Genomic DNA, 13,017 nt, shown 5'->3' with positions numbered 1-13,017 from the left:
TGATACGGATTTTAGTGCAAGTGCCATCTCATCCACAAGAATTGATCCACGTATATTGACCCTAATTCAACGGAATATCCGACGAAAGTACTGGATGAAGTGGTATGATCAGCATGTAAACCTGCAAGACCCAGTTCGCCTGTTCTGGTGGCTCTCAGACTACGGAACCACATGCACCCGCTGCATCGGAGCATTCGTTCTTTTGATCATAGCCGCCTTCATCACCTACTTCTGCATAACCGGCATTGCAATCACCAGCAGCCCGGAACTTTTCGCCGACACCATCCTTGCCACATTCGGGTTCGGCGGCCTCTATGATCAACTCATCGGGCCGGCTCTGCTTCTTCTTGCCGTCCACGTACTTGCCGGCTACTTCCTTCTCGCCGTTCTGATCACCCGCTTTGCCGTAATGTTCCAGAGCCTGACTCCCTAACTCCATTTTTATCAAAAATCAGACGAAAACCGTCTCACTCGAGTTTACGCTCGATCATCGCCTTAACCTCTTCATCCGTGAAAAAATACCCTGCCTCAACCTCTGCCAGTGCATCAAGGATCTCCTGTCTCTCCTCATCCGTAACCCGGGCATCCTCGTAGGCTTCGTCGATAATCCTTGTCAGGATATCCGTGTAGCTGGTATCTTTATCTTTCAGGACGTCGAGCTTACGCACAATCTCCGGGCTGAGGGTAACAGTGACAGCATCAGGCATGATGATCGTTTTGTTCAACCGCCGAAAACAAATGTCTTGCGGCAGACGTACTTTCTCTCAGTACAAATACCCCATCACCATCGTTTTCCGTTCCTCCGCAGAGAACCATTCAGACCCCATTATCGTCCCCTCATACAGCCCGATACTCCGCTCCTCTCTATCCGTCATCGGCTCCAGATCATCCGGCACCTCCATCAGCATCCTGCCTTCCTCCCGAACGATCCGAATCGACGAATTCGCCTTCGCCGTCGGAACAGGGAACCAGATCTTCCCGTCAAAACAGTACGCCGGAACAGTCTGCCCGCTCATATCACGAATCTCTCCATAACTGTCATCCATTACCGGTACCAGCATAGTATTTTTCCTGATTTAGATGAACCCCACCATCATCGTCTCCCGCTCCTCAGCCGAGAACCGGTCGGACCCCATCTCCAGCCCGTCATGCAGCTCAAGCTCACAGATCGGCCCGGCCGTCACCCTTCCCAGATCGTCCGGAACCTCCATGTACACATCCCCTGACTCATCCAGACTGATCCGTATCACCGCATTTGCATCCTTCTCGGCAACTGGGAACCAGACCTCCCCGTCGAAACAGTATGCCGCAATATCCTGCCCGGCAAGATGGCTGATACAGCCGCCGTGAAACACCTTCACTCTCATGCTCTCCCCTTCCTGAACACCCATATGGAGTTCCGGACATAATCGCTTTTTGGTGCAGTCCGCAGTTCCTTCTCCCGAGCCGGATCCGCGATAAAAGCAGTTGCAGCGGCCCCATAACGCTCTGGATTATCCGTTGTGAGCGGGACGACCAGGAGCCGCCCGTCTGGCAGATCCAAAATCGCCTGATTCTGTCCGCGAAAGGTCACAATCTCCCCGCAGTTTAACGTGGTCAGGATATCCTGCATAGACACATCAGTATGCTTCTGCAGAGCATGCACAAACGAGTACTCCCCATCACTCTTCCGGACGTAGAAGTTCTCCGCAAGCATTCCGGTTACCTTCCGGCCCGCAGCATTCGCCGTAATCCCGGACACCCGGGCCATAAACATCAGATCCGTATCCTTCCGGATGGCCGCACCCACCGACCGGCTCAGCTTCTGCAGCTCGGCTTCGCTCCGTGGATGTGCCGCAAGAACCGGATCATACACCGCCAGCCGGTTTACCAGATCAATCTCCATCCGCTGTGTTGCCATCTCCCGCTTCTCCTCCTGCAGCTTCTCCGGCGCAATATCATAGGACGGATCATCAAACCAGGGCCGCGGCCTGCACCGGCAGTTCGGCTCCCCCATCACCTGCAATGCCAGCTCCTCCTCTCTGCTGCCCGACCGGATCACCTTCCCGTGCAGAGCCAGATGATGCGGCCGGGTGACCTCGTCATGTACCGCCTGATACACCCAACCTGGACAGCCTGCCTGCGCATACCGGGACAGATGCCCCCGGGCATAGGCCCGTTTCATATTCGTCCGGGCCAGCACCATGGCATACGCATCCACGGGCATCGTCACGTTTTTTGTGATCGTCTTTGTCGCCCACTTGAGACTCCCGTCCGGCTGCACCGCAACATATCGGCGGGTCTGCCCGCGGCGATGAAAAGATATCCGCTCGCCCCAGTCGGTTTGGATCTTCGTCTTCAGCTGTGCGATCACCTGTTCGTAGGAGGACCCCGTCCGGATACCCTGCTCAATGATACCGGTCAACTCACCGGAAAGAGCAGCGAAAGTCTCATCCAGTACCGGCCCGAGTTCTGCAATCACCGGTTCCAGCTGCTCGGTTCCGAGTACCATTGACTGGGACGGATCCGGCAGCTGTTTGCCGGCGAACACATACCCTGCCGCAAAGGCAGCCGCCATCTGTGCAGCCAGCCGGCGGACGAACTCCTCTTTCCGCTCGGTTACCCGCCCGTCAATATATGCCTGCAGCTGCCGGAGAACTTCCTCATCCCACGAGGACATCCTCAATGTCTCCTGCGATTTTGTCAATCGTCTCCTTCAGAGCGTCCCGGGTCTCTTTGGTTCCGGAGGCAACCGCTCTGGGAACCCCGCGGCGGGTCGCATGGTCGCGGGACAGGGTCAGAATGTCAACCCGGGCACCTTCCGGAATGTCGTATCCCAGATTCTGCAGCCACTGCTGTACCACAGGTTCCGGCATGTAGCTGACATACGGTGCAAGGATCTCTGCCTTCCGAAGCCGGTCATCCGGTGTCAGATCCTCGTACTCGATCCAGGCGTCTCCGGACTGATAGCCGTACCACCGCAGCAGCGGGTCAAGGATCGTCCGCTCGATCTCTTCCGAGAAGATTCTCCGGATCGGGGCAATGGACCGTTCGAAGAATGCCAGTTGGACCTCGCCGACGGATCTGTTGGAGCTGTCGGACTGCATGAAACTGTCGGCAAATCCCATGGCTTCCATGAGCATTGCTTCATAGTGTTCCTGGGCTTTGATGACCGCGGCGGCGTTTCCCATCGGTTCAATGAGACTGATGTCGGTAGCATCCTCTCCTTCGCCGGACGGCAGGACAAAGTCCATGCCGTTGCGGATCCCTTTGCTGAAGGTCTTCTTCCACATGGACCTGCGTCCAAGTTCTCCGTCAAATCCGTCATCATCCCAGTCGTTTTTTGGGATGTGGATGATGTGCTTCGGGTCACCGTGCCGGGCTGCCATCACTGCCTGGTCCCGGTCGATCTTGAGTTTGTGCATGATGATGGTGTAACACTGCCGGAGCAGGGATATTCCGTCCGGGTGCTGGGCCGACCGGTTCCGGATGATGACGACCAGTTCGTCAGGTCCGAAGTAGATCTGCTGGTTCGCGGAGGTTGTCTGGACGTAGCCGATGACGGTGTCGCCGTCGCCTGGTCTGCAGCGGCCGGCAACTGTCCGCCATTTGGTCTCTGCCAGAACCTGCTGCATGTTCTGGATGTCGGCTGCGGTGTTGCGGTAGATGGTGATGCTGGTGGGGCTTAGGGTCCGGAGCCGGACGGCAAGCCGGGATTCCGGGGTTGCAGGTTTGCCATCGGCAGAAGGGGCATAGACCGGTTCGATGACACAGTAGCCGTGTGCTTCGTAGTCGCCGATGGCGTCCAGCATGACCTGCAGGAACCGGGAGGTTTTCTGCCAGCTGAAGAGCTGCCGCTGCAGGTCGGCCATCTCAGGTTTGGCCCGCAGCTGAAAGGACATGATGTTTGCAGCGCGACCGGTGAGGATTGCGGCAACTTTGCCCTGGTCGCGGGCCCAGAGTTCCCATGCCTGCCATCCGCCGTCCGGGATAAATCCCGGTTCATAGATCTTTTTCATACCGGTGGCATCCCAGTTGCCGTCACCGGCGGTAAAATCGGTGATGGTACCGGGACGGCGGATGAGATCACGTATCTTCATGCGGGATACGTGCACGGGGAGAGAAAAAAGGGAAAGTCAGAGCAGGCAGTCCGCCGGGCCGCGACCGGACCTGCGGCCCAGGATCGGGTAGAGGATGCCGGCGTAGCTTGCGGTGTCCACCTGGTCGTCATGTTCTCCGGTCGGGAACTCGAGGAGTTCGGATTCCCAGGTGTGCAGCCAGGGAGCACCGGCCGGATGGTAGACTTTGCCGGACTGGTACAGGATTGCCATCGGGAGTGCACGGGTGTACTTGTCGGTGTCCGGCTGCAGAGGGAGGATGGGGAGCCGGGACCGTTTGGCGGTCTGATACGTGGACTTGCCGATGCCCGCCTCCTCGACACCGATGGCAATCGGACGCCACTTTTCGTATGCCTGCTGCAGTCGGGCAAGGTGGTCCGGTGACTCGACGCGGGCCCGGTAGACGTCCAGCAGGAGGAGGTTGTTGTCCGGTGTAATACCCCAGGTAGCTATCACGAACCAGTCGGCAGAGCTCTTGAGGCTTGCTGCCGGGTCAACGGTCTGGAAGATGGTCAGGTTCCGGTGGAGGTAGTTGGTGCCATTGAGCTGGTATCCTGGCTGACCGGAGACGGTGATCGTCTGGTAGGTACGGAAATATTCCTGTTTGAAGAGTGCTCCTTCCGGATCGGTGGGCCGCTGCTGGTAGAGGGAGAGCCACTGATACGGGGTCATGGTAGCTTTGATGTCGGCCAGTGCTTTGGCGTCGAACCATTCGGGCCAGAGGGCTTCTCCCGTGTTTCTGTTCAGCGGGTCGTTCTGCTCGGCGACGGCTGGCATGGTGAGTACCCGCCACCGTTCGCCGCCGGCTGCTTCCTGGGCAAGGAGCCAGCCGACGAGGTCTTCTTTGTGCCAGCGGGTCATGACGATGATGATGGCGGCATCCGGGTAGAGACGTGTCCGGAGAACAGTCTGGTACCATTCGATGGTGTGCTGCCGATACGTTGCAGACGCTGCTTCCTGAGCTCCTTTTACCGGATCGTCGATGATCACGATGTGACCGCCACGGCCGGTAATCGGGCCCTGGACACCGACGGCGAACATACCGCCGCGGTGACCGTCGATTCCCCATCTGCCGACGGCCGCACTTTCCCGGGAGATGCTGACACCAAAGATCTCCGGCCCGAACTCCCGCAGTTTTTCCCGGTTGAGGCGGCTGAACCCTTCGGCAAGCTCCGCTCCGTAGCTGGCAAGGATTACCTCCCGGTCCGGGTTTTTGCCGATGCACCAGCTGGGGAAACTCTTGGAGATGAGTTCTGACTTGCCGTGCCGCGGAGGCATGCAGACGATCAGGCGTGTGCATCTGCCGGCTTCGACGTCTTCCAAGGCTTCGCAGAGGAGGTCAAGGTGCCGGGCGGAGTGCCACATGCCGTGCGTGGTGTACTCGACGTAGGAGGCGAGGTCAAGGGTCAGCAGGAGTTTCTTCTTCGGACTCAGTTTCTTTGAGTCTGGCGACGAGGTCCGCTTTTGCGGCGGGGTTTTCTTTGAGGTAGGTGTCAATGATTTGTCTCAGTTCTTTGTACTCGGTGTCCTGGGAGATGGTGTGCTGGATCTCCTGTTTCTGCGGTGCGGCAAGACCCATGAGGGTAACCATGTCGCCGACGATGAGACGGGCCACCCGGAGATCCTTTTCGGTCATGGCACGGCGGTAGAGTTCGTCGTATCTGAGGATTGCTTTGCCGAGTTCTACTTCTTCTTTGAACTTTGCGGCTGTTTTTGCCTTTGCTTTTGCCTTGCGGATGTAGGCGTCAATGGAGGTCTCCGAGAGGTCCCATTGATTTTCATAAGCATATTTAAGCATCTGGCGTCTTGTCGCTCCGTTAATGTAGAGCGTATAGATGTCATTTTCGTGTTCCTCGCGTTCTGCGGGTGATAACCTTATGCTTGGGTCCATGCGTGATCTCCGGAGCGGATAATCTCGGCTTTCCTGCCGGTGAACTGTTCCCAGCGTTTTTTAATTACGTCACAATAGACCGGATCCAGCTCAATGGCCCGGCATTTGCGGTGTGTTTGTTCGCAGGCGATGACTGCTGATCCGGAGCCGCAGAAGGGATCGGCGACGGTGTCCAGAGGCTTTGTGCTTAGGAGAATTGCTTTTCTGTAGAGGGTTACCGGTTTCATGGTCGGGTGGACTTCGTTGCGGCTGGGTTTTGCGGCGACCCAGACGTCGGTTTCCGTTCTGGTATCATACCACTGTCGGTGGCTGCCTTTTTTCCAACCGTAGAGGATCGGCTGGGCAGTTGTTTTCATCTTCGGGTCAAGGGTTTCTTTGACGGTACCTACGAGGAGCGGTTCATACTGCGGATGCATATCTTTTCGGGAGAGGCAGAAGTGGCTCTTTACCCAGATGATGGTGGTGGACCATCTGCCGCCGGCTTCTTCGAAGGCTGTGTGCAGGGTGGGCCATTCTTCAGAGGACATGAAGATGTACTGGGCACCGGCAACATGTTGCATGGCCTGGTGCAGGAATCCGGAGATGAGGGTGTGGAACTGTTCCTGCGTGAGGTTGTCGTTTTTGAGGGTGAGTTCTTTTCCGTGTCCTTTGCCTTTGATGTTGCAGTTGTAGGGCGGATCGGTCATCATCATGCTGAGCGGCTGCGGGTCCAGCTGGTTCCAGATGTCAGGATCAGTGCAGTCGCCGCAGATGAGGAGATGGTCACCCATTTGTATGATGTCACCGGGTTTGGTTTCCGGGATGGTGATTTCGTCAAGAGCTGCGTCCATGTCGAAGTCGTCCGGGTCTTTCTTTTCGATGAGAGATACTTTGTCAAGGACATGCAGCAGTTCTCCGGGATCTTCGCCGAGGTAGTCGGAGAGCGGAACGATTGCGTCGAGGTCAATGAGTTTCTGGTACTCTCTGGCGTCGAGTGCTGCGTCGTGTTTTCCCCGGATTTTGTTCATGGTCTGTCTGATGATGCGGCGCTCGACTTCGTTGTCCGGGATTTTTCTTGCTTTAATGGTTGTGTATCCCAGTTCTTTTGCTGCTTTCAGCCGGTGTTCCCCGTCGGCGAGGAGACCGCTTTCGGTGATGATGATGGCGTTGATGATGCCGTATTTTTTGATGTGGCTGATGAGTCCGGAGTACTGTTCATCGGTCATTTTGTTGGGGTTTTCCCCGTCGCTTCTGATCTGTTCGAGGGGGATGTCTTCTACAGGCAGGTCAGCGAGTTTGCTAAGGAGGGTCTGTTCTGTTTCGGTGAGTGAGCTGCTCATGCGAGATACGTGAGCGGAGAAGAGAAAAAAGGGAAAGGTGGGTTTCTAAATAATTACTCTATGTTGATTATTTTCGCCAGAACAGACCATAGAATTATGGTTAGAATGTTTATCACTATTATAGTTGGAAATAAAAACGACAATATATCAAGGTAAACTTGACTCCAAGAATAGTATCCTCCATATAATGCAACACCAATACAAATTGCCAATATATTTGACATTATCCATACGAATATTTTTGTCATCGTTTTATATCTCTCTTTCAGATTATTCACATATATGAGCGGATATGCCAATAGTATCATAACACAGAGAAAACAGCATACAAATATAAAGACCCCTATAGGATCCCCATTATATCCTAAAAATGAAACATTTCCCACTGGTCCATCAGGCTGAAAGCCGGCCCTATACATCCCAGGCAAGCTAACCATCAACATTGCCAGAGTGAATAACAGAATAGCCTTATTTATATTGAGCTCGTTTTTGGGCTCATCATCCTTTAACGTTTTATCACCCATGATACAAGATATCCTCCTCAGTAATTATAATTATTGAATAAGCATTAGGTTTTACTCAATCACAACAACCCACCGAAGAACCCGATCCTTTCCCTCCGGTGTGTCTGCAGGTGCATAGATCCACTCCTCCCCATCATACGAAAGACACCCAACTCCTTCGTATCCTCCTCGATGTGTCATTCGCTGCAAAAACAACATCCTGGGACATTCATCTGAGCAGGAGATTTTATCTACCTCTACCCGCCAATTCCTGCATCCCTTCGGAGTAATGAGATACACCATGCAGGTCATTTTTCCCTCCTGCACAACCTCTCCTGCTCTTCTGGGATCCGGTGCCGGACCAGCTGGAATGCCTCCTCAAAGGTCTTTGCCTGGGTCATCTTTTCCACAATAGCCTTTCGTGGAGGAAACGCTCCATGGGATCCCATCACTCTTCTGGCCGTCGCAACCATCTCCAGCTGAGCCCTGGTCCACCCGGGAGCGATATAACGGTCCTTGAAATATGCATTCAGCGGGATGTAGCGCATCGGGTAGGAGGTACAGCCCAGCTCCAGAATATGCCGTATCCGCTGAAGAAACACCTCCGGGGTATCTCCGTAGTTGTAAATGTGGTATATGACGATTCTGTCTCTCCGGATCCCGGCATCATTGAGGGCCTGCACGGCCCGCTCCACCGCGACCCCCCATCTTTGCATCATCATATGCCAGGTGAATATCCCGGTGTTTGCAGTCAGCAATCATGCCGGCCATCTCAGGAGTAATCTGTCTGGCATCAAGACCTTGGTTGAACTCTACACGGACACCGAGATCGGCAATCTGCTGCAGGACAGACGCGGCATGTTCTTTTTCCGCCAGCAGGTTGTTGTCCCAGAGGATGAGGTCTTTATGCTGCGGGAGAATATACGGTGATATATCGGTGATAATCGGTCTGAACTTCCCTTCCATTTGGGAAACGGCACAGAAGCTGCATCGTCGGATACAGCCTCGGGACGTAAACAGAATTGCTTTGTTCCAGTCAGCCCATTTCGGGATCTCCTTCAGAGCGGCATAGTCCGGAACGACGGTATCCAGATACGGCAATGGCCCCCTGATGATCGCGTTGTAGACGGGGCAGACCCGACGGAGCATCTCCGGCCGAAGCGTTGCATAAATACCGCCTACAAAGATCAGGGCGTCAGGGAACTGCGATCGGTACCAGCGGAGAGCCTGATGAACCGGGTGCCAGGCGTAGGTGTAAAGGCTGGTTACATGAATGATGTCGGGGGTGAAACCGATGGCACTTGCAGAGTGAATTCCCCGAACCAGTTTAACCCGCTGCCAGTTGGATTTGTAGTAAGTGGAGTATTTCATCAGGCCCAGAGGTGGGAACTTCGAGTAATACTCCGGCTCAACCAGAAGAATGTTCTTGGACTTCGTCACTGCAGCTCCCTCCCAAACGGACATTCCGGAATACTTCTGCAGGGAATTCCCAGCAGAGTGATCCTGTCACTTTTGTTCCGTGGAGAATAGTGTTCGACGGTTTTCGGATTCCAGCAGCATGCCACCATTTCTGAGTTTGTATCTCCCAAGGATTTTTGGCAGGGCCAGCCACGGCAGCGGATCTCCCGGAAGTATGCTTCCAGGAGTTCCGCATCCGGCCGCAGTAAAGGTTTGCCCAGAGGACAGTCCACTACCATGCAGAGCGGTGTCTCTCCTGCTGCTGTGCAGAGATACTGTATCAGGCAGCCAGCTGTATCTCCTATGGGTGGAAGGTGGCGGATATGTTTGTTGGAACAGGTCATGCAGCGGATGTACCGCTGAATGCAGGGCCGGTCTTCATGCGGCCACCCGTTCAGGGATAACTGAGGCATCAGTCACCTCTCCTCCGGTCGGATGATTTTATCCTGCTACCTTTGTACTGCATCGGATCCGGAATACGTCCCTCATCTGCTATGCGAAGGACCTCAATACCCGCAAGATCAATGGATTCCCGAATGCTGCTGCTCATCAACGGTGACTGACGATGCTTCTGACAGGGGTTGGACAGCTGCTCAAACTGAATCATCTGAGGACCCGGAAGATACTGTCCCCGGAAATATCTGGCGTCCCGGTCCATATCGAACTCAGTGTATATCGGCATACCGGCAAGGTGGGCCCAGGCAAGTTCCAGACAGACACCCGGTGAAAACCGGTACTCCGGAACGGGACAGACAGCCCAGATCGCATCACAAGTGGAGAGATCGTCAAGATCAAGTTCCAGCCACTCGCCCCAGCTGATCTCAGGGACATCGCGCTCCATCCTTGCGGTATGGGTGTGCGGACAGCGGGGCCACCATCCGGAGAGCATTGCTTCAATCATTCTGCTGCGGGCACAGTCGATGTTCTCATCCGTCTTACGGGGGGTTGCCGCAGTGTACGGGCCGCTGATGTAGAGACGCGGCTTCATTTCTGCCTCCTCTGTTCCTTTTTCAGTTCCCGTTCCAGCTGCTTGTGGAATGTAGACAGGGGAAGCGGGACTGTGTTCATCTCGTGACTGAACTCCCGGATGGTGAATATACAGTCCTCCAGAACTACCCGCAGGTGTTCGGCTTCTTCATCAGATAATGTGATTGTGATCATACTGCTGCCTCCCGGGTCCAGCTCTCCAGCTGTCGCAGGACGGTCCGCTGCTGCAGGATGGTACGCAGCAGCATCCAGAACAGCAGCAAATTCACCACAAAAAGCACGATCATCGTGAGTTTGAATGTCAGCGGAGCTGCCGGACCAGGAACTGCCAGCAGAAGGATCACGCCTGCAGGGATTACTGCAGATGCGATGCACGCTACAACCGTCCGGCAGTAGCTCCGGTACAGGCGGGCGTAGGTGTTCAGATAGCGGTTGACTGCCTCCTCGAGAGAAGGCATGAGATTGTCTTCAGTTGTGTTCATGATGTTTCCTTTGTTTTGTAGAGTCTGTTGTTCGATTCGCGTGAGGTGTCCTGCGGGTTGGGAAGATATCCTCTGGCCCGGAGCAACTGGTGAATCCGTTTACCGAGGTAAGGAGTGATGGGCCTGCCTTTTCCGACGATATCCCGTGCGATGGCACGCGGCCGGGCCGGGCACCCCGGCGGCAGTTCCGCCAGATATGCATCAAGGAGCGGGATGATCAACTCATCCGGATACTGCATCAGGTTCCCTCCGGATTTTTGTCACGGAAGGCCAGCTTTTTTCCGAGCCGGATACCGGGTTTGGAGAAGTTTACGTCCCGTTCCGGATGGGCGGTCAGCAGATGCTTTTTCGTCAGGAGATCGATAGCGTCCGCTATCCGTGACAGCGGAATGGGTGTTTTTGCCTTCCTGAGCCGCTCAGAGATATCCTCTTTCAGGACGGAACCGCGGTAGAAGGACTCGGTCCAGATGGCAAATGCAGCGAGATAGACATAGGCTGCATCCTGGCTTCCGGTGAAGGCTGTCAGGGCCTTGACCACCCGTTCCAGCTCAAAGTCCGGCATGCTTTCTACCAGGGCGATGAGGTCTTTGAGGTCTTCGGACTCCTCCTCGGTTTTGGTGGTGATGTAGTCGGTGAGAACGGTCCGGAGCTGTTCCTGAACCACGTCCATTTTCTTGTCCATCAGTTTTCCAAGCGTGGTGATTGCCTCGGCAACCGCATCGTTGTCCACGGTAATAGTGACCGGTGCTGTTCTTGGGCCGTAGTGCTTTGTTTCCCACTCAAGATACAGCCCGGGTGTTTTGGCGATGTCACAGGCAAGCAGCAGGAACTCCTGCCGCATAACAAGGGCTGCGCGGGCCCGCTGCTCGTCACGGGCGTCAAACTCCACCCGCATGGTTCCGTCCCGCTCGTAGATCTTCAGCCCGGGTGTAAGACCGTTGGGTGCCGGCAGGTAGTAGACGCGGTTGCGGGGATCGATGTACGGGGCGATGTTGTTCCGGATTGCCATGATGACGTTGATGTCACTGATGACGATGGTCTGTTCATCCCGGTAGATCTCCGGATACTGCAGTTTGTGCAGCAGAAACTCCGGGTTGGGATGAATGGCGGCAAAGACCAGTCCCACCCATTCAATGACCCACCCGTGGTTCGGCTCGGAGCTGTAGATGGTGACACTGTCCCGGCCCACCTGGAGTGTCAGGGGTCTGGGAGTGTTCGGGTAGATCGTCCAGACTTTGGTGTGCGGGTTCTGCCGGCGTTCCCATCCTCTGCTGCGGGCAATCTCCGGCAGTACCCGGGCCCATGCCCTGTCCTGGACACCGAACTGCAGGGCATCATGTTCCAGGTCACAGACCTGCAGCGGGCAGGAGCTGCAGGCATGATCACATTCCGGAGATAGCGGTATACTACCGGTATCCTGGATCGAATTTAGCGGTACACTTTGCGGTATCTCCTCGCAGCTTGCCCCGTTCGAGGGTTTACTATGCCTCATGGGGGTTAAATTTTGATTCTGTGGTGTTTGGGAGGGTATTTTTCCGGTATGATCCGCAATGTGTTCCCCTAAGTGTTCCGCAATGTGTTCCTCTATCTCAGATAGCGGAACACTTAGAGGAACACTTTCGAGATACCGGTACACATTTTGCGGAACAGATCCGGGATCGGTCGAACCGGTAGTAATACTGTAGATGCGGGTTCGCCGATCCGATTCATCGGGCCGGAATGATACCCTGCCGCGGGCACAAAGAGCAGCCAGAACTTTTCGGACGTACCGGCCGGAACGAAGACCCAGAGCTGCAGCAAGTTGGTCGCTTGACTGCGGGGACTGCTGCAGGAGTGTCAGGATCTTTGTCTCTGTGCTCATGGAAATAGAAGAGGATTATTCTGAAGGCGCTACTCTGCCGATGGGGCAGACCGGGATTGCTGCGCACGGAGAAAACCGTTCATCGGTTCCGAGGTTCTGGGCCGCTCTGCGGTAAATCCGGTGGGTACAGACAATCTGTTTGCCGTTACGAGAAAGATGGGGACATTGCGGCTGGGAGACACAGCGTTTTTCCAGCGGATTTTTGTAGGCGGCAGGTACTGCCATACGGCCCGGCAGGATTTTTCCTTCCGGGCAGTCGGGGATGTCAATACAGCTGACGAGGGTATGCCGGCAGATCCAGGTGGATGGTATTGGTACCACGCCGGTGCTCCGGCTGGTACATCCGGTACAGCGTGCCACCCGCAACTGTCGTTCCGGGACCAGGGTTGGCGGGATGCGTTCCTGGGCAACGCCTCCAG

General features: G+C 55.3%; 20 protein-coding genes. 1 reads left to right on the top strand and 19 read right to left on the bottom strand.

Going from position 1 to position 13,017, the window contains the following annotated elements:
• Nucleotides 1-94: 94 nt before the first annotated feature.
• On the top strand, nucleotides 95-433 hold the full coding sequence (locus O0S10_RS01660; RefSeq protein WP_268924157.1) for a hypothetical protein: 339 nt from the start codon (nucleotides 95-97) through the stop codon (nucleotides 431-433).
• Nucleotides 434-467: 34 nt separating this feature from the next.
• On the opposite strand, the gene O0S10_RS01655 is transcribed toward O0S10_RS01660, so the two are convergent.
• From O0S10_RS01655 to O0S10_RS01565, 19 genes are all read right to left on the bottom strand, one after another.
• Complete coding sequence (locus O0S10_RS01655; protein ID WP_268924156.1) at nucleotides 468-725, bottom strand: hypothetical protein; 258 nt, start codon at nucleotides 723-725, stop codon at nucleotides 468-470.
• A gap of 39 nt (nucleotides 726-764) precedes the next feature.
• The gene (locus O0S10_RS01650; RefSeq protein ID WP_268924155.1) at nucleotides 765-1,061 is read right to left on the bottom strand and encodes a hypothetical protein; all 297 of its coding nucleotides are present in this window, start codon (nucleotides 1,059-1,061) and stop codon (nucleotides 765-767) included.
• 15 nt (nucleotides 1,062-1,076) lie between these two features.
• Nucleotides 1,077-1,367: a hypothetical protein gene (locus tag O0S10_RS01645; protein WP_268924154.1), complete on the bottom strand. Its 291-nt coding sequence runs from the start codon at nucleotides 1,365-1,367 to the stop codon at nucleotides 1,077-1,079.
• Nucleotides 1,364-2,659, bottom strand: coding sequence for a minor capsid protein (locus tag O0S10_RS01640; protein ID WP_268924153.1), 1,296 nt, complete (start codon nucleotides 2,657-2,659; stop codon nucleotides 1,364-1,366). Before O0S10_RS01640 ends, O0S10_RS01645 begins: the two co-directional genes overlap by 4 nt.
• Nucleotides 2,643-4,079, bottom strand: a complete 1,437-nt coding sequence (locus O0S10_RS01635; protein ID WP_268924152.1) for a phage portal protein family protein — start codon at nucleotides 4,077-4,079, stop codon at nucleotides 2,643-2,645. Before O0S10_RS01635 ends, O0S10_RS01640 begins: the two co-directional genes overlap by 17 nt.
• A 36-nt stretch (nucleotides 4,080-4,115) precedes the next feature.
• Nucleotides 4,116-5,594 carry a phage terminase large subunit gene (gene terL / locus O0S10_RS01630; RefSeq protein ID WP_268924151.1) on the bottom strand — a complete coding sequence of 493 codons (1,479 nt, stop codon included), beginning with the start codon at nucleotides 5,592-5,594 and terminating at the stop codon, nucleotides 4,116-4,118.
• Complete coding sequence (locus tag O0S10_RS01625) at nucleotides 5,497-5,988, bottom strand: hypothetical protein (protein ID WP_268924150.1); 492 nt, start codon at nucleotides 5,986-5,988, stop codon at nucleotides 5,497-5,499. Before O0S10_RS01625 ends, terL begins: the two co-directional genes overlap by 98 nt.
• On the bottom strand, nucleotides 5,973-7,307 hold the full coding sequence (locus O0S10_RS01620) for a DNA methyltransferase (protein ID WP_268924148.1): 1,335 nt from the start codon (nucleotides 7,305-7,307) through the stop codon (nucleotides 5,973-5,975). Before O0S10_RS01620 ends, O0S10_RS01625 begins: the two co-directional genes overlap by 16 nt.
• 53 nt (nucleotides 7,308-7,360) lie before the next feature.
• Nucleotides 7,361-7,831 (bottom strand): hypothetical protein, encoded by a 471-nt coding sequence (locus O0S10_RS01615; protein ID WP_268924146.1) that lies wholly within the window; start codon nucleotides 7,829-7,831, stop codon nucleotides 7,361-7,363.
• Between the two features lie 51 nt (nucleotides 7,832-7,882).
• Nucleotides 7,883-8,011 carry a hypothetical protein gene (locus O0S10_RS01610; protein WP_268924145.1) on the bottom strand — a complete coding sequence of 43 codons (129 nt, stop codon included), beginning with the start codon at nucleotides 8,009-8,011 and terminating at the stop codon, nucleotides 7,883-7,885.
• Nucleotides 8,012-8,118: 107 nt separating this feature from the next.
• The gene (locus O0S10_RS01605; protein ID WP_268924144.1) at nucleotides 8,119-8,493 is read right to left on the bottom strand and encodes a hypothetical protein; all 375 of its coding nucleotides are present in this window, start codon (nucleotides 8,491-8,493) and stop codon (nucleotides 8,119-8,121) included.
• On the bottom strand, nucleotides 8,477-9,250 hold the full coding sequence (locus O0S10_RS01600; RefSeq protein WP_268924143.1) for a radical SAM protein: 774 nt from the start codon (nucleotides 9,248-9,250) through the stop codon (nucleotides 8,477-8,479). The genes O0S10_RS01605 and O0S10_RS01600 overlap by 17 nt, the downstream gene beginning before the upstream one ends.
• A complete protein-coding gene (locus O0S10_RS01595; RefSeq protein ID WP_268924142.1) occupies nucleotides 9,247-9,681 on the bottom strand; it encodes a hypothetical protein in 435 nt (144 codons plus the stop codon). Before O0S10_RS01595 ends, O0S10_RS01600 begins: the two co-directional genes overlap by 4 nt.
• Nucleotides 9,681-10,256: a DUF7768 domain-containing protein gene (locus tag O0S10_RS01590; protein WP_268924141.1), complete on the bottom strand. Its 576-nt coding sequence runs from the start codon at nucleotides 10,254-10,256 to the stop codon at nucleotides 9,681-9,683. Before O0S10_RS01590 ends, O0S10_RS01595 begins: the two co-directional genes overlap by 1 nt.
• The gene (locus O0S10_RS01585; protein ID WP_268924140.1) at nucleotides 10,253-10,429 is read right to left on the bottom strand and encodes a hypothetical protein; all 177 of its coding nucleotides are present in this window, start codon (nucleotides 10,427-10,429) and stop codon (nucleotides 10,253-10,255) included. Before O0S10_RS01585 ends, O0S10_RS01590 begins: the two co-directional genes overlap by 4 nt.
• On the bottom strand, nucleotides 10,426-10,737 hold the full coding sequence (locus tag O0S10_RS01580; RefSeq protein WP_268924139.1) for a hypothetical protein: 312 nt from the start codon (nucleotides 10,735-10,737) through the stop codon (nucleotides 10,426-10,428). The genes O0S10_RS01585 and O0S10_RS01580 overlap by 4 nt, the downstream gene beginning before the upstream one ends.
• Nucleotides 10,734-10,976, bottom strand: coding sequence for a hypothetical protein (locus O0S10_RS01575; protein WP_268924138.1), 243 nt, complete (start codon nucleotides 10,974-10,976; stop codon nucleotides 10,734-10,736). Before O0S10_RS01575 ends, O0S10_RS01580 begins: the two co-directional genes overlap by 4 nt.
• On the bottom strand, nucleotides 10,976-12,598 hold the full coding sequence (locus O0S10_RS01570) for a MarR family winged helix-turn-helix transcriptional regulator (protein WP_268924137.1): 1,623 nt from the start codon (nucleotides 12,596-12,598) through the stop codon (nucleotides 10,976-10,978). The genes O0S10_RS01575 and O0S10_RS01570 overlap by 1 nt, the downstream gene beginning before the upstream one ends.
• 15 nt (nucleotides 12,599-12,613) lie before the next feature.
• Nucleotides 12,614-12,919, bottom strand: a complete 306-nt coding sequence (locus O0S10_RS01565; RefSeq protein ID WP_268924136.1) for a hypothetical protein — start codon at nucleotides 12,917-12,919, stop codon at nucleotides 12,614-12,616.
• Between the last annotated feature and the right edge of the window lie 98 nt (nucleotides 12,920-13,017).

The sequence above is a fragment of the Methanocorpusculum petauri genome, from assembly GCF_026891975.1.
Classification (GTDB): Archaea; Halobacteriota; Methanomicrobia; order Methanomicrobiales; family Methanocorpusculaceae; genus Methanocorpusculum; species Methanocorpusculum petauri.
This window is presented reverse-complemented; position numbering and strand designations above follow the sequence as displayed.

Bases quoted from the DNA above. Each gene is read 5' to 3' on its own strand.
- O0S10_RS01660 (WP_268924157.1), top strand. From the start codon at position 95: ATGAAGTGGTATGATCAGCATGTAAACCTGCAAGACCCAGTTCGCCTG.
- O0S10_RS01650 (WP_268924155.1), bottom strand. From the start codon at position 1,061: ATGCTGGTACCGGTAATGGATGACAGTTATGGAGAGATTCGTGATATG.
- O0S10_RS01645 (WP_268924154.1), bottom strand. From the start codon at position 1,367: ATGAGAGTGAAGGTGTTTCACGGCGGCTGTATCAGCCATCTTGCCGGG.
- O0S10_RS01640 (WP_268924153.1), bottom strand. From the start codon at position 2,659: ATGTCCTCGTGGGATGAGGAAGTTCTCCGGCAGCTGCAGGCATATATT.
- O0S10_RS01635 (WP_268924152.1), bottom strand. From the start codon at position 4,079: ATGAAGATACGTGATCTCATCCGCCGTCCCGGTACCATCACCGATTTT.
- O0S10_RS01625 (WP_268924150.1), bottom strand. From the start codon at position 5,988: ATGGACCCAAGCATAAGGTTATCACCCGCAGAACGCGAGGAACACGAA.
- O0S10_RS01620 (WP_268924148.1), bottom strand. From the start codon at position 7,307: ATGAGCAGCTCACTCACCGAAACAGAACAGACCCTCCTTAGCAAACTC.
- O0S10_RS01615 (WP_268924146.1), bottom strand. From the start codon at position 7,831: ATGGGTGATAAAACGTTAAAGGATGATGAGCCCAAAAACGAGCTCAAT.
- O0S10_RS01610 (WP_268924145.1), bottom strand. From the start codon at position 8,011: ATGACACATCGAGGAGGATACGAAGGAGTTGGGTGTCTTTCGTATGAT.
- O0S10_RS01595 (WP_268924142.1), bottom strand. From the start codon at position 9,681: ATGCCTCAGTTATCCCTGAACGGGTGGCCGCATGAAGACCGGCCCTGC.
- O0S10_RS01590 (WP_268924141.1), bottom strand. From the start codon at position 10,256: ATGAAGCCGCGTCTCTACATCAGCGGCCCGTACACTGCGGCAACCCCC.
- O0S10_RS01585 (WP_268924140.1), bottom strand. From the start codon at position 10,429: ATGATCACAATCACATTATCTGATGAAGAAGCCGAACACCTGCGGGTA.
- O0S10_RS01580 (WP_268924139.1), bottom strand. From the start codon at position 10,737: ATGAACACAACTGAAGACAATCTCATGCCTTCTCTCGAGGAGGCAGTC.
- O0S10_RS01575 (WP_268924138.1), bottom strand. From the start codon at position 10,976: ATGCAGTATCCGGATGAGTTGATCATCCCGCTCCTTGATGCATATCTG.
- O0S10_RS01570 (WP_268924137.1), bottom strand. From the start codon at position 12,598: ATGAGCACAGAGACAAAGATCCTGACACTCCTGCAGCAGTCCCCGCAG.